This is a genomic window from Paenibacillus cisolokensis, from assembly GCF_050481165.1.
In the GTDB taxonomy this organism is placed as follows: Bacteria; Bacillota; Bacilli; order Paenibacillales; family Paenibacillaceae; genus Paenibacillus_AH; species Paenibacillus_AH cisolokensis.
Genome location: NZ_JBCNFP010000062.1, coordinates 14,343 through 31,308, shown reverse-complemented (window position 1 = coordinate 31,308; position 16,966 = coordinate 14,343). Strand labels below are relative to the sequence as shown.

General features: G+C 52.5%; 24 protein-coding genes. 22 read left to right on the top strand and 2 right to left on the bottom strand.

Annotated elements, in window-relative coordinates:
* Positions 1 to 44: 44 nt before the first annotated feature.
* Positions 45 to 269 (bottom strand): helix-turn-helix domain-containing protein, encoded by a 225-nt coding sequence (locus ABEV74_RS11115; protein ID WP_430146040.1) that lies wholly within the window; start codon positions 267 to 269, stop codon positions 45 to 47.
* A gap of 143 nt (positions 270 to 412) precedes the next feature.
* Here ABEV74_RS11115 and ABEV74_RS11110 point away from each other — a divergent pair, with 143 nt between their 5' ends.
* Entirely contained in the window at positions 413 to 625 is a 213-nt protein-coding gene (locus ABEV74_RS11110) for a hypothetical protein (protein ID WP_430146038.1), read from the top strand.
* A gap of 449 nt (positions 626 to 1,074) precedes the next feature.
* Positions 1,075 to 1,242 (top strand): hypothetical protein, encoded by a 168-nt coding sequence (locus tag ABEV74_RS11105; protein WP_430146036.1) that lies wholly within the window; start codon positions 1,075 to 1,077, stop codon positions 1,240 to 1,242.
* Between the two features lie 668 nt (positions 1,243 to 1,910).
* Here the strand turns inward: ABEV74_RS11105 and ABEV74_RS11100 are convergent.
* Positions 1,911 to 2,105 (bottom strand): hypothetical protein, encoded by a 195-nt coding sequence (locus ABEV74_RS11100; protein WP_430146034.1) that lies wholly within the window; start codon positions 2,103 to 2,105, stop codon positions 1,911 to 1,913.
* 99 nt (positions 2,106 to 2,204) lie between these two features.
* Between ABEV74_RS11100 and ABEV74_RS11095 the strand changes: the two genes are divergently transcribed.
* The 20 genes from ABEV74_RS11095 (at position 2,205) to ABEV74_RS11000 (ending at position 16,866) form a co-directional block, all read left to right on the top strand.
* On the top strand, positions 2,205 to 2,369 hold the full coding sequence (locus tag ABEV74_RS11095; protein WP_430146032.1) for a hypothetical protein: 165 nt from the start codon (positions 2,205 to 2,207) through the stop codon (positions 2,367 to 2,369).
* Positions 2,366 to 3,007, top strand: a complete 642-nt coding sequence (locus ABEV74_RS11090) for a hypothetical protein (RefSeq protein ID WP_430146030.1) — start codon at positions 2,366 to 2,368, stop codon at positions 3,005 to 3,007. The genes ABEV74_RS11095 and ABEV74_RS11090 overlap by 4 nt, the downstream gene beginning before the upstream one ends.
* Positions 2,994 to 4,043: an SGNH/GDSL hydrolase family protein gene (locus tag ABEV74_RS11085; protein ID WP_430146029.1), complete on the top strand. Its 1,050-nt coding sequence runs from the start codon at positions 2,994 to 2,996 to the stop codon at positions 4,041 to 4,043. The genes ABEV74_RS11090 and ABEV74_RS11085 overlap by 14 nt, the downstream gene beginning before the upstream one ends.
* 161 nt (positions 4,044 to 4,204) lie before the next feature.
* On the top strand, positions 4,205 to 4,888 hold the full coding sequence (locus ABEV74_RS11080) for a hypothetical protein (protein ID WP_430146027.1): 684 nt from the start codon (positions 4,205 to 4,207) through the stop codon (positions 4,886 to 4,888).
* Positions 4,889 to 5,211: 323 nt separating this feature from the next.
* Entirely contained in the window at positions 5,212 to 5,424 is a 213-nt protein-coding gene (locus ABEV74_RS11075) for an Acb2/Tad1 domain-containing protein (RefSeq protein WP_430146025.1), read from the top strand.
* A gap of 282 nt (positions 5,425 to 5,706) precedes the next feature.
* Positions 5,707 to 6,240 (top strand): hypothetical protein, encoded by a 534-nt coding sequence (locus ABEV74_RS11070; protein ID WP_430146023.1) that lies wholly within the window; start codon positions 5,707 to 5,709, stop codon positions 6,238 to 6,240.
* Positions 6,227 to 8,053 (top strand): phage terminase large subunit family protein, encoded by a 1,827-nt coding sequence (locus ABEV74_RS11065; protein WP_430146021.1) that lies wholly within the window; start codon positions 6,227 to 6,229, stop codon positions 8,051 to 8,053. Before ABEV74_RS11070 ends, ABEV74_RS11065 begins: the two co-directional genes overlap by 14 nt.
* Positions 8,054 to 8,056: 3 nt before the next feature.
* Entirely contained in the window at positions 8,057 to 8,302 is a 246-nt protein-coding gene (locus ABEV74_RS11060) for a DUF6148 family protein (RefSeq protein WP_430146019.1), read from the top strand.
* Between the two features lie 9 nt (positions 8,303 to 8,311).
* Positions 8,312 to 9,919, top strand: coding sequence for a phage portal protein (locus tag ABEV74_RS11055; protein WP_430146017.1), 1,608 nt, complete (start codon positions 8,312 to 8,314; stop codon positions 9,917 to 9,919).
* Positions 9,912 to 11,036: a head maturation protease, ClpP-related gene (locus ABEV74_RS11050; RefSeq protein WP_430146016.1), complete on the top strand. Its 1,125-nt coding sequence runs from the start codon at positions 9,912 to 9,914 to the stop codon at positions 11,034 to 11,036. The genes ABEV74_RS11055 and ABEV74_RS11050 overlap by 8 nt, the downstream gene beginning before the upstream one ends.
* A gap of 3 nt (positions 11,037 to 11,039) precedes the next feature.
* Positions 11,040 to 11,426 (top strand): head decoration protein, encoded by a 387-nt coding sequence (locus tag ABEV74_RS11045; protein ID WP_430146014.1) that lies wholly within the window; start codon positions 11,040 to 11,042, stop codon positions 11,424 to 11,426.
* 14 nt (positions 11,427 to 11,440) lie between these two features.
* Positions 11,441 to 12,493, top strand: a complete 1,053-nt coding sequence (locus tag ABEV74_RS11040; RefSeq protein ID WP_430146012.1) for a major capsid protein — start codon at positions 11,441 to 11,443, stop codon at positions 12,491 to 12,493.
* Between the two features lie 12 nt (positions 12,494 to 12,505).
* Positions 12,506 to 12,847 carry a hypothetical protein gene (locus ABEV74_RS11035; RefSeq protein ID WP_430146010.1) on the top strand — a complete coding sequence of 114 codons (342 nt, stop codon included), beginning with the start codon at positions 12,506 to 12,508 and terminating at the stop codon, positions 12,845 to 12,847.
* On the top strand, positions 12,847 to 13,188 hold the full coding sequence (locus ABEV74_RS11030) for a hypothetical protein (protein ID WP_430146008.1): 342 nt from the start codon (positions 12,847 to 12,849) through the stop codon (positions 13,186 to 13,188). The genes ABEV74_RS11035 and ABEV74_RS11030 overlap by 1 nt, the downstream gene beginning before the upstream one ends.
* Positions 13,185 to 13,754 carry a phage tail protein gene (locus ABEV74_RS11025; RefSeq protein WP_430146006.1) on the top strand — a complete coding sequence of 190 codons (570 nt, stop codon included), beginning with the start codon at positions 13,185 to 13,187 and terminating at the stop codon, positions 13,752 to 13,754. The genes ABEV74_RS11030 and ABEV74_RS11025 overlap by 4 nt, the downstream gene beginning before the upstream one ends.
* Positions 13,751 to 14,275: a hypothetical protein gene (locus ABEV74_RS11020; RefSeq protein WP_430146004.1), complete on the top strand. Its 525-nt coding sequence runs from the start codon at positions 13,751 to 13,753 to the stop codon at positions 14,273 to 14,275. The genes ABEV74_RS11025 and ABEV74_RS11020 overlap by 4 nt, the downstream gene beginning before the upstream one ends.
* Positions 14,259 to 14,543 (top strand): hypothetical protein, encoded by a 285-nt coding sequence (locus ABEV74_RS11015; RefSeq protein ID WP_430146002.1) that lies wholly within the window; start codon positions 14,259 to 14,261, stop codon positions 14,541 to 14,543. The genes ABEV74_RS11020 and ABEV74_RS11015 overlap by 17 nt, the downstream gene beginning before the upstream one ends.
* Positions 14,543 to 15,994, top strand: a complete 1,452-nt coding sequence (locus tag ABEV74_RS11010) for a phage tail sheath family protein (RefSeq protein ID WP_430146000.1) — start codon at positions 14,543 to 14,545, stop codon at positions 15,992 to 15,994. Before ABEV74_RS11015 ends, ABEV74_RS11010 begins: the two co-directional genes overlap by 1 nt.
* A gap of 14 nt (positions 15,995 to 16,008) precedes the next feature.
* The gene (locus tag ABEV74_RS11005) at positions 16,009 to 16,527 is read left to right on the top strand and encodes a phage major tail tube protein (RefSeq protein ID WP_430145998.1); all 519 of its coding nucleotides are present in this window, start codon (positions 16,009 to 16,011) and stop codon (positions 16,525 to 16,527) included.
* 12 nt (positions 16,528 to 16,539) lie between these two features.
* The gene (locus ABEV74_RS11000) at positions 16,540 to 16,866 is read left to right on the top strand and encodes a phage tail assembly protein (protein WP_430145996.1); all 327 of its coding nucleotides are present in this window, start codon (positions 16,540 to 16,542) and stop codon (positions 16,864 to 16,866) included.
* The last annotated feature ends 100 nt before the right edge of the window (positions 16,867 to 16,966 follow it).

Sequence of the window (16,966 nt, the reverse complement as noted above, 5' to 3'; positions counted from 1 at the left end):
GAAATCTAAATTACATAAGTGTTGCTTATAAAAAAACCCCGTAATCACGGGGTTTTTTCTTGCTCCTCAGGCGGCACATGCTCCAGCAAATCTCCCACGCCGACACCCAAAAAGCTGCAAAGCTTATCAAGCGTTTCCAGATCGACACGCTTAACCTTATCGTGATACAGTCCTGACACTGTATTAATTGCCAATCCAGTTCCAGCCACAACATCAGAAACCTTAAGACGCTTACGTCCCATTATTTCGCTCAAATGATTAATAATCATGCTATCCCTCCTTGACATTAAATATAATCTAATTATAAAAAATTATCAAGAAGATAATAAAAAATGTTGACATCATATATAAAGATATGCTATATTATTATCAGGAAGTTGATAGAAGAGACTTCCGGAAGGGGTGAGAAAAGATGGATAAGCTGACAATGAGAGCTTTCGAGAAGCTACAAAAAAGGGAACACTCCCTGCGAGTGCTGCGAGACCAGTTGGGGCTGGGACGCATCACGCGGGAAGTGTTCCGGCTCGAAAGCTCGAAGGTCATCGAGAGGTACCAACTCACCGATGACGAGCAACGCGCTTACGACTTGTACTGCAAAGTACAGCAACAACGTAAGCGCAAGTAAGTTAAAAGAGGGAGTTCACGGCTCCCTCCTCCAATCTTAACATAAAAGCTCCAAAAATTAAAAAAAAAATTGGAGGACGAAGATGCGGGCAATATGTACGCGATTAATGTCGAATGGAAAGGTTCAAACGGTATCCGGCACGGTAATTCAGCGCGGACTTGGTAAGATTACGCTGATTCTGACCGGGAAAGACGGGAGCCGGAAGATCAGGAAGTTTGATGAATCGAAGTATACAGTTCGGATAATTGATTAGGGCCCTTCGGGGCCTCCGAGGAGGGGTGAGCTTGTGAAAGGACTCCGGCACTTGGATTACGCGGTGTATGGGAAATTGATCGTGCCTCTAATCAATTTTGATGCGGCGGTCATGATGCAAATATATGACGACCTCGACGAAGGTAAATGCATCGTTGTTTGTCGACCGCGTCGCAAAAGGGGAAGGGGAAAACGGAATGAATATCGAACTGATTGAGGAAACGATCGGCCGACCGCTGACGGCCAGCGAGCGCAGCACGTTCGAATGGCTGAGCGGCTGGGAGCGGTCGACGTGCGAGAACGTTATGGGGATAATCATGGAAGCATGGCGGCGTGGTTTTGAGCTAGGGCGCAGCAAAAGATGAACACGGGAGGTATGGGCTCCGGGTGGATGAAACTGTCGTTTTTTTGTCCTGCAAGAGCCACCTATTAGTGAGAGGGTCAAGACCCTCCATGCATCATCCGGTATCGTATATTGTGTGCGACGATATAGACGAGCTAGGGGGTGCATGCATACACGTTGCCAGACGGCCAGAATCGGCCCGATTTTCGACGATAGCGCCTCCCGAGTATAAAGGGAAGGGTCGGACGAATATCGCGGCTTAAAATCGCATTCTGGCCGTCGGCCATAGCCAGTCCTGCACCGCCCGGTGGCACCGGGGAAAGGAAAGGACGGTGAAACCCGTCTCCTGAAAATAACCTTTGCAGGCCCTTTTTTTTGTTAATCCCTATGGGAGCATTCGGCGTAAAGCCGGGTAGCTCCTATTTTTCGTAGACGCCGCATCTGGCCGGCCCCTGTAAGCAGCACGGGGGCAGGCTTGGGTTCCCTCCTTTCCCGTCGCGATCCCAGCGGAAAGGTGCGGCTCGGGACGGCTTCGGCGTGCCGCAATAAACGCCGGAACAAAAAAATCCCGCTTCTGCGGGTTGAAAGCGTCGCTCCGCGCACCATGCTGGCGCATCGTGCGCTGCGAAGCCAAAACCTTTGCGGGTGTCGCTCCGGCACCATGCTGACGCATAGTGCCTGCGGGGGCGGCTATCGCCGCACGTAGAAGTGGCAAGCGTGCCGCATATAGTGCATATCGTTGATCTTGACGGCGTGAGCTGTCGCTTGCTGAATCGGGCCGCCGTAATCGGCGATCTGGCCGGTATCCCGGTACGTTACGATGACTTTTTTCTCGGCAAGAATCGCCGCAAGAAAATGCGCATCGGTGGTGAGCTCTTTTTGCATCACGATCCCCTCCGATGAGCTGATTCGACAATATATAAACATTCTCCTGCACCCATTCGGGTGCTTTATATATATCAAATTGAGGGAGAGAAAAAGGTTATGAAAATATTGAGGAAGCCAGCCGAAAAGCTTGCAGCGTTAACGTTCGGCGCAGCGCTTGGCGTTGCGTTTGCGATGATGGTTTTTAAAACGCCGACGCCTGCCATTGAGGCACCGCGCGCGCCGAGAATTGAACATCCAGCAAAGGAGGAACTTGAAACTTGAGTGCAATGATTTATGTCGGACCTACGCTGAGCGGGTTAAGGCAAAACGAGGTTTTCCGGGACGGTGTGCCCGCGAATTTGACGCCACTGCTGGAGCAATATCCGGAAATCGCGATCCTGCTTGTGCCGGTGAGCCAAGCTCCGGCCACAATGGCCGCGTCGCGCCGGAAAGGGACGCCCGAATACGAAGCGTATCGCAAGCTGTCCGGTGGAACGGCTCCCGGTCCCGACGGCGGAGGCGGGGGAGCTGATCGGCCGAGTGTTGGATCACTAGCAGTCAAACTCATAGAAAGCGACATAGCCATGCCGGTTGACATACAAGGTGTGAGTCTGATCAACTCGGGAGAAGAGTTGCCGGTTAAGCAAACAGGCAGTCGTCAAATATTGACATCGGTCCTGAATGTCGCTGTAGCCGGTAACCGCGTACAGTTGCCGAACTACCCTTGCCGCTTAGTTACTGTCATTGCGAAGGATACCAATACAGGATTTATCTATGCGGGTAGTAATAACGTGTCCTCGTCAGTGTACGGAGTAAAGCTCAAGCCCGATGCCAGCTATGATTTTGAGGTATCAAACGCAAATATGATATGGATTGATGCGTCGGTAAGCGGGGAGGGGATATCCTTTGTCGCGTTATAATTCGCCCCGCGCGAGTGAGGATGACATTGAAATTAACCTGCCGCGATACATCTATGGCGTTGTGGGCCATGAACTCAATGTTTACTTCGACAACATCATAGACGGAGGAAATTTAGAAGATTTTCGGATTGATGTTGTCTGCTCAAAGGGTCAGCAATATGCGGATCGATATACACTCACACCGAACTCGACCGGAGACACGGCAATCACGATCAATGTTTACAGAGGACACCAGAATAGATTGATCGCTAAAGCGACATCGATTATTCGTGTTGCGCCCGAAGTGGACCCGAATCCTAAAACAATCCGAGCCCTTTATATCGGAGATAGCAATACAGCTTCGGGGACATACGTGCAAGAATTGCACTCTCTTTTTGCAAACGACGCAGGAGAGTCGACGCTGGAACTGATTGGGACGCTCGGAACCGCTCCGGCCAACCACGAAGGACGCGGAGGATGGACGGCTGATAAGTATCTAACAGCGGCGAGTTATAACGGATCAACAAACGCCTTTTGGGATGGGTCAGGGTTTAGTTTCGCCTATTACATGGCACAAAACGCATTCCCGCGACCTGATTTTGTCATTATCCAACTCGGGACAAATGATGCCTTTAGCACACCATATGGATTCACAGCAGCAGATTTTGTTGCAAGACTTAAAGTTATGCAAGAGAGCATACATGCGTACGACAACACGATCAAAGTATGTTTTTCCCTGCCGATCCCACCTGCACGGACGCAAGACCCTTTCGGGAAAATGAACAGTTGCGACATGACTCGTGCCGCTCATAAAACGGCTGTTTTTAATTTCGCTGTCGAAATGTGCAGGGAGTTTGACGGAACACTACCTAATGTGCTTGTCGTTCCAATCAATCTTAATTTGGATACTTTGCATAACTTCCCGTACGAAACGGTACTGACCAGTAGTCGATTAGCGAGAAGTTATGAGCGTATCAGCGACCAACTACATCCGACAGTGGAAGGTCGGAAGCAGATCGCTGATAGTCATTACGCCTTTCTGAAAAATAACCAGTGAGGTGAGGGAGGATGAGGGCCTTGAAACCCGTGCGGAAACTTTCTCCAGGCAGACAGTTGCCTCGAGGCAGGAAACTCAAAGAGCCGGATTTGCCGGAACCACCGAAGGATACGTATACCTTTATCCTTCCGTTTTTTATCGGATGAGGAGTGGTCACGATAATGGCGTATAATACAGTCCCGATTCTTGTTGACAAAGACGGAAAACCGATACCCCAATATTATAATCCGGAAACAGATATGTTCGAACCTCTTGAAGGTAGCGGGGGTGCTGGAAAATTCCGATCGATCAGTAACTATGAAGGTTCCCCGAGCAAGCAGTTACCTCCGAAAGCAGTTTTGATCGCTGGATCAGACAATACTAATTTGAGGGTGCCGATGGTGACGTCACTTGGATCACAAGACGGCGTATTTGGGTCGAATGCGGTCCTCGGGACGTATGCGGAGATGGCAGCATTCAACGGAGGGAATTGGGATCGGTGGCGAGGGAATACGCAGTCTTTGTTGTTAAACGGAGTGTCTCGAACGACTACGACTGTATCTGCAGATCAGATTAACCACAACGCTAGAGGCGTGCACATCATCCTCGACGTGACAAATGCGGGGACGGGTAACATTACATTGTCGATTGAAGGCAAGGACGTTGCTTCCGGGAAGTATTATCCGATTCTCACGGGCGATGCTGTCACGACGAACGGAACATATGTTTATCGTGTATATCCGGGGATCACGCCTGTCGAAAAACAAGCAATTAGCGATGTGATTCCGCGTACGTATCGGGTTAAGGTCACGCACAACAATTCGGACAGCATCACCTACAGCGTTTCATGCGCGCTGATCCTTTAGAAACTGTGATTCAAGACGTGGCCAAGTGATTGCAGGAGTGCGTAAAAAAGTGCGATCCGGTCGCGAAAAAGTTCGATCACAAGCAATAATCATATGCAAACCGACCAACATCGTTCGCGACCGCTCTTTACAGCATTTTTCGATGGTCAGTAAAATGGTTTTGACCAATATACGTTATACGTACTTTGTAACTAAGTACAGTGTTTTTTTTTTTTTTTATTCTTCTATGTAACTTTATACGTATAAAGAGAGCGAGCAATGATATGTTCGAAGTCACTCCAAAAAACGGGGTGGCTTTTTATTTTTGAAGGAGGAATGCTGTGATGGAGAAAAATCAGCAGATCGAGAACAACTTCACGTACCATGCTCCGAAGGACGGGCAGCCTGCCAAGTACGAAGCGATCCGTGCAAAGGCAAAGGAATTAGCTTATTTGATCGATGAGCTCTGTCCCAGCAGCAGGGAGAAGTCGCTTGCATTCACGAATCTTGAGCAGGCGATTTTTTGGTCAAATGCGGCGATTGCACGCAACGAGTGAGCCTGACAGGGGCAATGCAGTTCACTCGATAGCTGGAGGAGATGGCTAGGCGTCGTCGTCGATTCGTGTCGAACCGTGTCGAATCGCGGGTCCTTCCAGCGAGGGGGATGGGTGCGGGTACTGACGACCCCGAAATATGCCTAGATTAAAATTTTTGAATTCACTTCCGTTTCCGTCTGCATCACGCAGAACCGGGGCGGATTAATTTTTTCGCTTCGAATTTATGCCCTGAAAATGACAATTCATTTTCAGGATTGAAAAGCGGAATTAGGAGGTGGGACGATGCCGAAAGTGAAAGCGGAAGCGAAACCTATACATGAACGTGAAGTTCAGACCGGTGAACTAGCGGCAATCGTCGGCAAATCCTCTCGCTGGATTAGGCGACTAACGTCCGACGGGGTGCTCAAACAATCAACGCGGGGGAAGTTTGTCCTTGGCGAGGCTGTGCAAGCATATATCGAGTATGCGAGCGGGGGCAAAGAGACAGACAACAAGCCCCGTTATATCGACTTCAAAACCGAGCACGAACGAATCAAGACAGAAAAGGCGGCGCTTGAACTGGCAGAAATGCGGGGAGAGTTGCATAAAGCAGAAGACGTCGAAGCGGTCATGAACGACATGCTAGGGGCCTTTCGGCAGCGCATCCGGGCGGTCCCGATGAGGTTGGCGCCGGAATTACTCGGACAAACCGATTTGAACGTCGTTAAAGGGAAACTGATGTCTGTCCTTGACGAGGCGTTGTCCGAACTGGCGGACTACGACCCGGAAAGATTCCGGGTGGACCGCGAGCGGGCTGATTCGGATGACGAGGACTGATCAAAAAACCGTCGACCTTTTCCGCCGCATAGCTCGTGTTGTTGCTCCGCCGCCAAAGTTGACCGTCTCCGAATGGGCTGATCAATTCCGGCGTTTGTCCTCCGAAGCTTCGGCCGAACCGGGACAATGGCGAACGGACCGCGCGCCTTACCAGCGTGAAATTATGGACGCATTGAATGATGACGAGACAGAGACAATCGTTGTCATGTCTTCGGCACAGGTAGGCAAGACGGAGATTATTTTGAATATCATCGGGTATTTCGTCCATCAAGATCCGTCGCCGATCATGCTTGTGCAACCTACGCTTGAACTAGCTCAGGCGTTTTCGAAGGACCGTTTATCGCCGATGGTCAGAGATAGCCCAGAGCTTAAAAAGCGGATGGCGAGCGCCAAAAGCAGGGATAGCGGGAACACAATGCTTCACAAGACGTTCCCAGGCGGACACATCACAATGGCAGGCGCAAACTCGCCCGCATCTTTGGCGTCCCGTCCGATCCGAGTCGTACTCCTTGACGAAGTTGACCGATACCCGCCATCTGCCGGAACAGAAGGGGACCCGGTAACGCTCGTCTCCAAGCGCTCGACAACCTTTTCAAACCGAAAGCGCGTGATGGTGAGCACGCCGACAATCAAGGGGGCTTCCCGGATTGAAACGGCGTACGAGTCTAGCAGCATGGAGCAGTGGTGTCTTCCTTGCCCCAGCTGCGGAGAGCATCAGCCGCTAGAATGGGGCCGTATCCGGTTCGAAGATGCTTCCATGGCATGCAAGCATTGTGGCGCGATTCATGGTGAGCTGGAATGGAAAGCGGGCAAGGGGAAATGGATTGCTCGCAAAGCGAATCGGAAGGTAAGGGGCTTCCATTTGAACGAGCTTGCAAGTCCGTGGAAGCGGTGGGCCACCATCATCGAGGAGTTTTTGGAGGCCAAGCGCAGCGGCCTCGAAATGCTAAAGGCGTGGATTAATACCTCGCTCGGTGAAACATGGGAGGAGCGTGGAACCGGTGTCGATGCAGACGAACTGGCGGATCGTAGAGAAGAGTACGAAGCGGAAGTTCCGGACGAAGTATTAATGCTGACGTGCGGCGTTGACGTGCAGGATAACCGTTTGGAATATGAGGTGGTCGGGTGGGGACCGGAGGCGGAAAGCTGGGGCATTCAGTACGGCGTGATTATGGGCGATCCCGGCCAGGACTATGTTTGGGACATGCTTGATGCCCAAGTGATTGACCGCTCCTTCGTCCGAAGAGATGGGCAGGAACTGCAGGTCCTTTCGACCGCGGTCGACTCAGGCGGCCATTTCACGAAAGAGGTCTACACTTTCTGTAAGAAGCGAGAAATGCGGAGGGTATGGGCGATCAAGGGGAAGGGCGGCGTTGGCGTTCCATATATCGTCCGGCCGAAACGCCGGAATGATGAAGGAGTCTGGTTGTTTACCCTCGGGGTTGACGTGGGCAAAGACACACTTTCGTCGCGCTTGGCACTGAAAGAGCCGGGTCCCGGGTACTGCCATTTCCCGGCCGATCCGAAGAGAGGTTATGACGATTCCTATTTCCCTGGCTTGACTTCTGAGCATCGCGTCATGCGGTATATCAAAGGTCGGCCTATTTTCTATTGGGAGAAGAAGGTGGCCGGCGGGCGAAACGAACCGCTCGACTGCCGGAACTACGCGACGGCCGCGCTTGAAATATCGGGCGGGGTCACGGTCCTTGCGGCGCTGCAACGGATGCGGGAGAAGGAAGCAGAACCGCAGCAGACGCAGGCGAAGCCTCTGGCACGCCGCCGCGCCGGAGTCGTGAGCAAGGGAATTGATTAGGAGGTGAGTCCAACGGAAGCGAGACTCGAAATTTTGCGGACCAGACTGCAGCAGTACATCGATTGCGAAGTTGCAATTTTATCTGGAGCACAAAGCTACTCAATTGGCAGCCGAAGTCTTTCAAGGGCGAATCTATCCGAAATATCGGACATGATCCGATACCTGGAAAAAGAGATCGCACTCGAGGAGGCGAAAGCGAATGGACGAGGGCGTAATAAAGTCGTAGGCGTGATACCGCGGGACTTCTAAGGGAAGGGGGTGATCATCATCAATATCATAGATAAAGTCATTTCCGTCTTCTCGCCGGAAGCAGGCATGCGGCGAACAGCTGCGCGTCAGGTTGTACGAATATTAAACGGTTACGAACAGGGGGGCGCATCATACACAAAAAAGAGCATGCGCGGGTGGATAACCAGTTCCGCAAGCCCAAAGGACGACATTGATAGGAGCCTAGATACCCTCCGCGCACGTTCTCGTGATTTGTATATGAACGGCCCAATCGGTGCAGCCGCGCTCAAGACTGCCCGAACAAATGTTATCGGCCCCGGTCTTCGCTTGAAAGCCAACATCGACGCTGAGTTTCTTGGTCTGACCAACGAACAAGCAGATGAATGGTGCGGTCGGGTGCAGCGTGAATTTGCGTTGTGGGCTGAGAGTAAACACTGTGATGCTTTGCGGATGAACGACTTTTATGATCAGCAAGGCATTGCTTTTCTCGGCATGCTGATGAACGGTGATTCTTTCGCGCTCTTTCGGCATGACAAGCGAACGCCGTGGATGCCGTACGGGCTCCGCCTGCACTTGATCGAAGCGGATCGCGTAAGCACACCAATGGCGCCAGGCGTTAAAGGTGACTCTGTGGAGGGTAAGGCAGATAACGGAAACTTGATCATTTCCGGCGTAGAGATCGACTCATCTGGAGCAGTGGTTGCCTATCACGTTAGCAATATGTACCCAACCGAAACCGGCTATACGTCGGCGGTGATGAGGGAATGGAAACGGATCGAGGCTTACGGTCCTCGAACGGGAAGACCTAATATCCTGCATCTCATGGAGGCAGATAGAGCCGAACAGCGCCGCGGCGTACCGCTGCTCGCTCCTGTAATCGAAGCATTAAAACAAGTAACACGCTACACCGAGGCAGAACTGATGGCGGCGGTAATTTCGGCAATGTTCACCGTGTTTGTAAAAACTGAAGGTCCCTCATCAGAAAATCCATTTTCGGCCATGATTCCGGAAGAACAGCAGGTCGCACGAGAACCGACAGTCTACGAAATGGGAGTCGGTGCCATAAATATCCTGCAACCTGGTGAAGATGTGGAAATAGCGAATCCGAGCCGGCCGAATGCCAATTTTGATGGATTTGTCACCGCGATGTGTCGTTTTATTGGTGCTGCGGTAGAGATTCCGTACGAAGTCTTGCTGAAACTTTTCAATTCCAGTTATTCTGCCAGCCGTGCCGCATTGCTGGAAGCTTGGAAGATGTTCCGTACACGCCGGACATGGACGGCGAAAGAGTTTTGTCAACCGGTGTATGAGGAATGGTTGGCAGAGGCTGTTGCACTTGGTCGCATTCACGCGCCGGGTTTTTTCACCGATCCGGCGATTCGGAAGGCGTGGACGGCGGCAGAATGGAATGGACCGGCACCGGGGCAACTCGACCCGATTAAGGAAGCTAAAGCAGCTGGCCTTCGCATTAATCTCGGACTCTCTACGCATGAGCGCGAAGCAATCGAAGCTAATGGCAGCGACTTCTGGGCGAACGTCAGACAGTTGAAGATTGAGAAGGAGGCCATGACAGATGCAGGAATATCGAATTTATCAGCACCAGAAGCTGAGAAGGAGGTGATAGAAGAAGATGCGTAAATTCTGGATTTTCAACAGCCTGAGCCCAACAAGTGGGGAACTGCTACTATACGGGGATATCCGATCAGAGAAGCCTTGGTGGGACGAGGGTGGCAATGGAATTTATCCCCGACAGTTCGCCGAAGACCTGAAAGCCCTTGGGAATATATCAGAGTTGACGGTTCGAATTAATTCTCGTGGCGGCGATGTATCCGCTGCGACCGCGATCTATACCCAATTGAAAAATCACCCGGCAACTGTGACGGCGATCATTGACGGCATGGCGGCGAGTGCAGCGACGATCATAATGATGGCTGCAGATGTTATTAAAGCTCCAGCGCCTGCACAAGTCATGGTCCACGACCCGATGTTGGTACTCATTGGGATGTTTAATGGTGCTGACCTGGATCGGTTAAAGGGCATTTGGGAGGTCACGAAAAACAGTATCATCAATGCATATGTTAACAAAACCGGACGCAATCGAGACGAAATCTCCGAAATGATGCGGTCGGAAAAATGGATGACAGCGGAAGAGGCGAAGGTCGAAGGGTTTGTAGACGAAATTCTGTTCGAGGAAACGGTTGAGGCATCCATTACGAATGACAACCGTTTCATGGTGGTCAATTCCGTTGCACACGATTTGAGTATCTTTAATAGTCGACCGAAACTCCATCAGACGCCGTCTATACCATTTATTCCGTTGACTCAAAGTCAAACTCCAAACAAGGGGCGTGAAAATACAGTGGAAATCAAAAATGTCGAAGACTTGAAAAAGCATTATCCTGATCTGTGTAATCAGTTGGTCGAAGAAGCAAAAGCGACAGCTGCTGCTACAGAACGAGAGAGGATCAAGGCGATCGATGAAATCTCAGCGACTGTAGCCGCTGACCTTGTCAACAAAGCCAAGTACGAAGAACCGATGTCTGCTGAAAAGCTCGCGCTGTTGGCACTCAAAGCGGATGCTGCAAAAGGTGCGCAGCATCTCAATGACCGCGCTGCGGAATTGCAGAACAACGCTGGCGTCACTTCGGAAGCTGGCGACGCTGACGCCCAAAAGAAAAAGGAAGCCGAAGCAGCAGCGATCGATCTTATCGCGGCTGCTGCCAACAAATTCGGAAAAAGAATGGAGGCTCGATAAACGATGGCAAATCTTTTCAACGACAACTTTGGGTCGACGACGCCCGACAAACTGTTTGCCGGCATTAACCATCCGGTCGACATTAAATCGGTCACACTGCTGGCCGGCCAAGGTGTGCTGAAACGCGGAGCTGTACTCGGCATCGTTACTGCTTCGAATAAGGCTAAACTTGTCGATAGCTCGGCGGCGGATGGTAGCCAAACAGCGGATTGCATCCTGACCGATGACGTCGACACGACGGCCGGAGATGTCGTCACAACGGCCTATATTTCCGGCGAATTCAATCGCCAGGCTCTGATCTTTGGCGGGTCGGACACGGCTGACAAGCATGAGATCAGGTTGCGCGAACTGGGCATCTTCTTGAAAGATGTCGTCGAATACAATGAATAGGGGTGACTGAAATTATGAACCTGAACCTGTATAAAACAACCACGATGCTCGAGGCTGTCCGTAAAATGATGCCTCTCCGAAAATTTATTACCAGCACGTTCTTCCCGGGCGTTGAAACGTTCGTGACGGAGGACGTGCTTTTTGATTACAAGAAAGGCAAGCGGAAGATGGCTCCGTTCGTGGCTCCTCGTGTCGGCGGCATTACAGTGGCGCGTGACGGCTACCAAACCAAAAAGTATACGGCGCCGAAAATTGCGCCGCAGCGTGTTATGACGATCGATGACCTTGTGACTCGCGGTATGGGTGAGAACCTGTTCAGCCAGCGGACGCCAGCGCAGCGACAAGCCGAACTGCTCGGCACCGACCTCGCTGAATTGGACGACATGATCGCCCGAAGAATCGAATGGATGGGTCGGGAATTGCTGCTTGGTAAACCGATCGTCGTCAAAGGCTTCATTGATCATCTTGACACTCAATATGTCGAAGATGAGATCAACTACGGTTTCACGAACAAAGTGACGCTGACGTCTACGGCTAAATGGGATGACGCTGGCTCGGCGGGCAAGAAATACGGAAATCTGCAGACATGGCGCTTGGAAGTGATCAAAAAGTCGGGCGCAGCCCCGACGATGGCGATCTTCGGCCAAGGTGCATGGGAGAAATTCCGGAAGGATTCGGAGATCCAAGAGATGCTGAAACAGCAGAACGCCACGCTTGCTCTCATGAATCCGAGCGTCGTGGACGAAGCCCTGACCTTCTGCGGACGTCTTCCGGGTCTCGGTCTCGAACTGTACACGTATGATGACTGGTTCATCGACGACAACGGCGTCGAGCAGCCGTACATCCCGGACGACCATGTTATTCTGTGCCGGCCGAACCTCGGCAAATTTGTGTATGGAGCAATTACACAGATGGAGTCGGACGAAAATTTCCATACCTACGAAGGTACGCGTATCCCGAAATCTTGGTCTGACCAAAACAAGGATCAGCGCATGATCCGATTGTCCAGCCGTCCTGTACCGATGCCCGCTGATATCGACGGGTGGTTCGTGGCCGACGTCTATTAAGGGGGAGCGACGATGAGCGTAATCGTAAAGCGAGGTCTCGTTGACGATGGCAAGCGAATCTATGGCCCGGGTGAAGTAATAGATGGCCTGTCGGAAAAGGACGAGAACGACCTGATCGAATCTGGCGTTTGCGAGTGGCTGGATAGCTACGAAGAACCAGACGACCCGCCAGCACCTCCGAGTGGTGGCGCTGGCGAGGGGGATTCGCCCACGTCTCCGGACGACCTTCCTTCAACTTCACAGAGTGAGCCGCAGGCCGATGATAGCAATGTAAACCTGCCCGAAGAGGACGGCCCTAATACAGATATTCTGGCCGACGTCAAACCGAGACGCGGAAGCAGGTCGAAGGAATAATGGGATTCAAAGATCAAGTCGCGCGCGACATCCAAAACGTTTTTCTCGATTCCGAATTCGGAGAGCCGGTGCTGTTCGGCTCAATCGGAATGGACTCGATTGAGCTTTTGGCGGTAGTGGACCGCGACATGAACGAATTGACGGCATATGAGACAGCGGAAGGGACGTATGCCTCGAAATTGACGCTTTATATGCGTCAGGCCGATCTCGGGTACGTACCTGTCGAGAACCAGCTTGTATATTTTGCCCTCGCCGGGGAAGACACCTATCCCTACATCGTCCGGCGCGTAGCTGCCGAAATGGGGATTCTTACGGTTGAGATTGAGGCGAACCGTTCATGATCGACTTTACTTCGACACGAAAAGAGCTGAAGCACGCGGTGGTTAGCCTTCGGTTTGTTGAAAAACACGTTCCGAAGGCTTTTTCTGCTGCCCTGAACCGGGTGTCCGCCGGCATTAAAACGGAGGCTGCCAGGAAGGTTCGCGAGACGTACTACGTCAAACACGGCGACGTACTCAAAACGATCAAGGTAAGCAAAGCCGAGCCGGGAAGGTTGGAATTGCTTCTGACCTCTCGGGGACCGAGTTTGCCGTTGATCAAGTTCCGGACATCGCCCCGCAATCCTCCTGCCAAGCAGCCGAAGGTCTTGAAAGCCGCCGTCAAAAAAGGGGGCGGAATGAAGCCGATCCCCGGGGCGTTCGTTGCGAAGATGAACAGCGGCCATATCGGTGTTTTTCGTCGTGCCGGGAAGCAACGGTTGCCTGTCGATGAACTGTACGGTCCGGCGATTCCGGCGATGCTGGGCGAGCCCGGCGTAGCCGAGCACCTTCAGCAGGAATCGGTACGCCGCATGTCGCAACGTCTTGATCATGAATTGAATCGCGTGCTGGGGAGGTTGTCAAAATGACGGCATTTATGCTCTTGCAAGCGATCGTCAAGTTTCTGAAGGGGACGGTCGCTGATTACGCTGCGGCGCAGGGTGACCGGGGGAATCTCCGGACTCCGAAGGTGTTCGACTGGTTCTTGCCGTTCAAGAACCCGAGCAATCCCGATAAGATCGATTTTCCGTACATCGTCGCTCGAATCGTGGAGGGCAATGATCCGTTGATGGAGCCGGCGGCGCCGCTTCTATCGACGGTGCGCGTCGACCTCCTCTTCGGAGTGTACAACGAGAGCAAGGCTGCTGACGGGTTTGTCCATCCGGATGGGGCATACGATCTCTTGAATCTAATGGAGCATGTTCGGATTGCTTTATTCCGAGAGGCGGCGCTCGAAAACAAGTTCAGGATTGAGAAGCCATACAACTGGAAAATTCCCGAAGAGCAGCCTTATCCGCTCTGGGTAGGCCAGGCCCAAAGCATCTGGACCGTTCAAAGTGCGACACAACAATATAACGGGAGGTTAGATATCCATGGCCACATCTTCTAAACAGAAACAAAAGCAAACCGCGACGGCTCCCGAGCCTCTGATCTATATCGGTCCCAACCTGCCCGGTGGCCGCCTGTCGCGTTTTCGGGTGTTCCGGGGAGGCGGGATTCCACCATTTCTCAGCGACCTCGTCGACCAGCGGCCGGAAATTGAAAGGCTGATCGTTCCGGTATCGGGATTTCCGGCCGCGGTGAAGCGCGCCGAATCGCCCGGAACGGTTGAATACATGGCAATAGCTGCCCTGAAAGAAAGGAATGGTGAAGCATAATGTCCTATAAACACGGGGTGTATATCTCCGAAGTGCCGAGCTCGATCACGCCGACCGTTGCCTCGGATATTGTGCCGGTCGTTTTCGGCACAGCGCCCGTCAACCTGTCGCAGCGTGCAACGCCGCCGGTTAACGAGCCGGTACTTTGCTACACATACGCCGAAGCGGTCCAGGCGTTCGGATATTCGGATGACTGGAATTACTCGCTGTGCGAATTCATCCATTCGCATTTTGCGCTGTTCGGAGCCGCGCCCGCGATTCTGATCAACGTGCTGGACCCGGCTGTCAACAAAACGACTGTAGCACCGGCTTCGAAAAACATCATATCGGGGACGATCACAATCAACGAACAAGGCGTGCTCAAAGAAAGCGTCATCGTGAAGTCGAACGACGGCGCGACGACCTACACGGCCGGGACCGATTATGTCGCTGGATTCGATGCCCGTGGATTCCTTCTTATTACGGTGCTTTCGGGAGGGACGATCCCCTCGAATTCGACGGAGCTGCAGGTCGGGTATGACAAACTGGCGCCGGAGACCGTGGCGAGCGCAGACATCATCGGCGGCATTGATGTGGCGACCGGCAAAGAGACGGGGCTTGAGCTGATCAATCAGATTTTCCCACGTTTCCGGATCGTTCCGGGCATGGTACTTGCCCCCGGATTTTCGCAGGATCCGGTCGTCGCTGCGGTAATGACGGCGAAAGCCAGCAATATCAACGGTCATTTCAAGGCCATCGCCCTGACCGACATCCCGACTGACACGGTCGACACCTACACGGACGCGCCGGCATGGAAAGAAGACAACAACTATACGTCGGAGTTGCAGGTCGTCTGCTACCCGAAGCTTACGATGGGCGGGAAGCAGTACCATTTATCGACGCAGCTCGCCGGCGTGATGACCGTAACGGACGCCGGGAGCGGCGGTGTCCCGTACATGTCACCGTCCAACCACAACTTCCAGGCCGACGGCGCGGTGCTGGAGGATGGGACGGAAGTCTTCCTCGGCCCGGATCAAGCTGCCTTTCTGAACGGAAACGGCATCGTAACGGCGCTCAACTTCATCGGCGGCTGGAAGGCATGGGGCAACCGGACCGGCGTCTATCCGTCGAACACCGATCCGAAAGATTCGTTTATTCCGAATCGTCGGATGTTCAACTTCATCGAAAATACCATCGTCTTGACGATCTGGCAGTACGTAGATGCTCCGATCACGCCGCGCTTTGCCGAAGCGATCACGGGTAGCTTGAATCTCTGGCTCAACGGGCTCACCGCACAAGGATATATCCTCGGCGGTCGTGTCGAATATCTGGCCTCGGATAATACGGCGGTCGACACTGCGGATGGAATCGCGAGGTTCCGCGTCTACGTGACGCCGCCGTCGCCGGCCCGTGAAATCGACTTTATCGTCGAGTATGATCCGCAATATCTGGCCGCAATCACGGCGGCATAAGGAGTGATGATTGAATGTATCAGATTCCTGAAAAACTCATCAACTTTTCGGTCTACAAAGACGGAAACACTTGGCTGGGAGTAAGCGATATCGTGCTCCCGAATATCGAGTCAATGACCGAGACTGTCAGCGGCGCAGGTATTGCGGGTGAAGTTGACAGTCCAACGATCGGGCATTTCGGGAGCATGACCGCTACGCTCAATTGGCGCACGGTAGACCGTAAAGCGATTGAGCTTTTGCGTCCGGTGAGCCATGCTTTGGACTTCCGCGGCTCCCAGCAGGTGTACAATCCGGCAACGGGCGAGTATCGATCCGTCGGCATCCGGGTTTCGGTCAAGGCGATCGCAAAAAATGTTACGTCGGGCAACTTTGCACCGGCAACGACAACCGGTACGAGCACGGAACTCGAGGTCACCTATATCAAAATCTGGGAAGACGGAAAAGTAGTGATCGAGATCGACAAATACAATTTCGTGTTCCGGGTTGACGGCAAGGACATGCTGGAGCAGGTCCGCCGTCAGCTCGGCATGTAGGGAGGGCAGAAGATGGCTGAAGAAAAACAGCACATAGAAGAGAAGGCCGGGGGCAGCATTTTCAAGCTGCGCCGGCCTATTTCTTTCGAGGGAGAAACGTATGCCGAACTGAACCTCGATTTCGAAAGTTTGACCGGCGAGGATGTAATCGCATGCGAAAGGCAATTCCTGTCCGAAAATAACGGCAGCACGTTCGTGAAAGAAACATCGAAAGCCTATCAATCTTACATTGTTGCCAGAGCGGCTGGGGTGCCGGTGGAACTGATCCGGAAGCTTTCGGCAGGCGATTTTTCGCGAGTGACGTTGAGAGCTCAAAATTTTTTGTTCTTGTCGGCTTGACGAAGGATTCGAGCATAAAAGACCTAGCGGCTTCTCTCGCGATCGTCACCTATACGCCCATCCCTTATTTTCTATCATTACCATTAAAGGAATTGGTAGA

Coding starts and splice junctions, on each gene's coding strand:
- ABEV74_RS11115 (WP_430146040.1), bottom strand. CDS start 269: ATGATTATTAATCATTTGAGCGAAATAATGGGACGTAAGCGTCTTAAG.
- ABEV74_RS11110 (WP_430146038.1), top strand. CDS start 413: ATGGATAAGCTGACAATGAGAGCTTTCGAGAAGCTACAAAAAAGGGAA.
- ABEV74_RS11105 (WP_430146036.1), top strand. CDS start 1,075: ATGAATATCGAACTGATTGAGGAAACGATCGGCCGACCGCTGACGGCC.
- ABEV74_RS11100 (WP_430146034.1), bottom strand. CDS start 2,105: ATGCAAAAAGAGCTCACCACCGATGCGCATTTTCTTGCGGCGATTCTT.
- ABEV74_RS11095 (WP_430146032.1), top strand. CDS start 2,205: ATGAAAATATTGAGGAAGCCAGCCGAAAAGCTTGCAGCGTTAACGTTC.
- ABEV74_RS11080 (WP_430146027.1), top strand. CDS start 4,205: ATGGCGTATAATACAGTCCCGATTCTTGTTGACAAAGACGGAAAACCG.
- ABEV74_RS11075 (WP_430146025.1), top strand. CDS start 5,212: ATGGAGAAAAATCAGCAGATCGAGAACAACTTCACGTACCATGCTCCG.
- ABEV74_RS11070 (WP_430146023.1), top strand. CDS start 5,707: ATGCCGAAAGTGAAAGCGGAAGCGAAACCTATACATGAACGTGAAGTT.
- ABEV74_RS11065 (WP_430146021.1), top strand. CDS start 6,227: ATGACGAGGACTGATCAAAAAACCGTCGACCTTTTCCGCCGCATAGCT.
- ABEV74_RS11050 (WP_430146016.1), top strand. CDS start 9,912: ATGCGTAAATTCTGGATTTTCAACAGCCTGAGCCCAACAAGTGGGGAA.
- ABEV74_RS11045 (WP_430146014.1), top strand. CDS start 11,040: ATGGCAAATCTTTTCAACGACAACTTTGGGTCGACGACGCCCGACAAA.
- ABEV74_RS11040 (WP_430146012.1), top strand. CDS start 11,441: ATGAACCTGAACCTGTATAAAACAACCACGATGCTCGAGGCTGTCCGT.
- ABEV74_RS11035 (WP_430146010.1), top strand. CDS start 12,506: ATGAGCGTAATCGTAAAGCGAGGTCTCGTTGACGATGGCAAGCGAATC.
- ABEV74_RS11030 (WP_430146008.1), top strand. CDS start 12,847: ATGGGATTCAAAGATCAAGTCGCGCGCGACATCCAAAACGTTTTTCTC.
- ABEV74_RS11025 (WP_430146006.1), top strand. CDS start 13,185: ATGATCGACTTTACTTCGACACGAAAAGAGCTGAAGCACGCGGTGGTT.
- ABEV74_RS11020 (WP_430146004.1), top strand. CDS start 13,751: ATGACGGCATTTATGCTCTTGCAAGCGATCGTCAAGTTTCTGAAGGGG.
- ABEV74_RS11015 (WP_430146002.1), top strand. CDS start 14,259: ATGGCCACATCTTCTAAACAGAAACAAAAGCAAACCGCGACGGCTCCC.
- ABEV74_RS11010 (WP_430146000.1), top strand. CDS start 14,543: ATGTCCTATAAACACGGGGTGTATATCTCCGAAGTGCCGAGCTCGATC.
- ABEV74_RS11005 (WP_430145998.1), top strand. CDS start 16,009: ATGTATCAGATTCCTGAAAAACTCATCAACTTTTCGGTCTACAAAGAC.
- ABEV74_RS11000 (WP_430145996.1), top strand. CDS start 16,540: ATGGCTGAAGAAAAACAGCACATAGAAGAGAAGGCCGGGGGCAGCATT.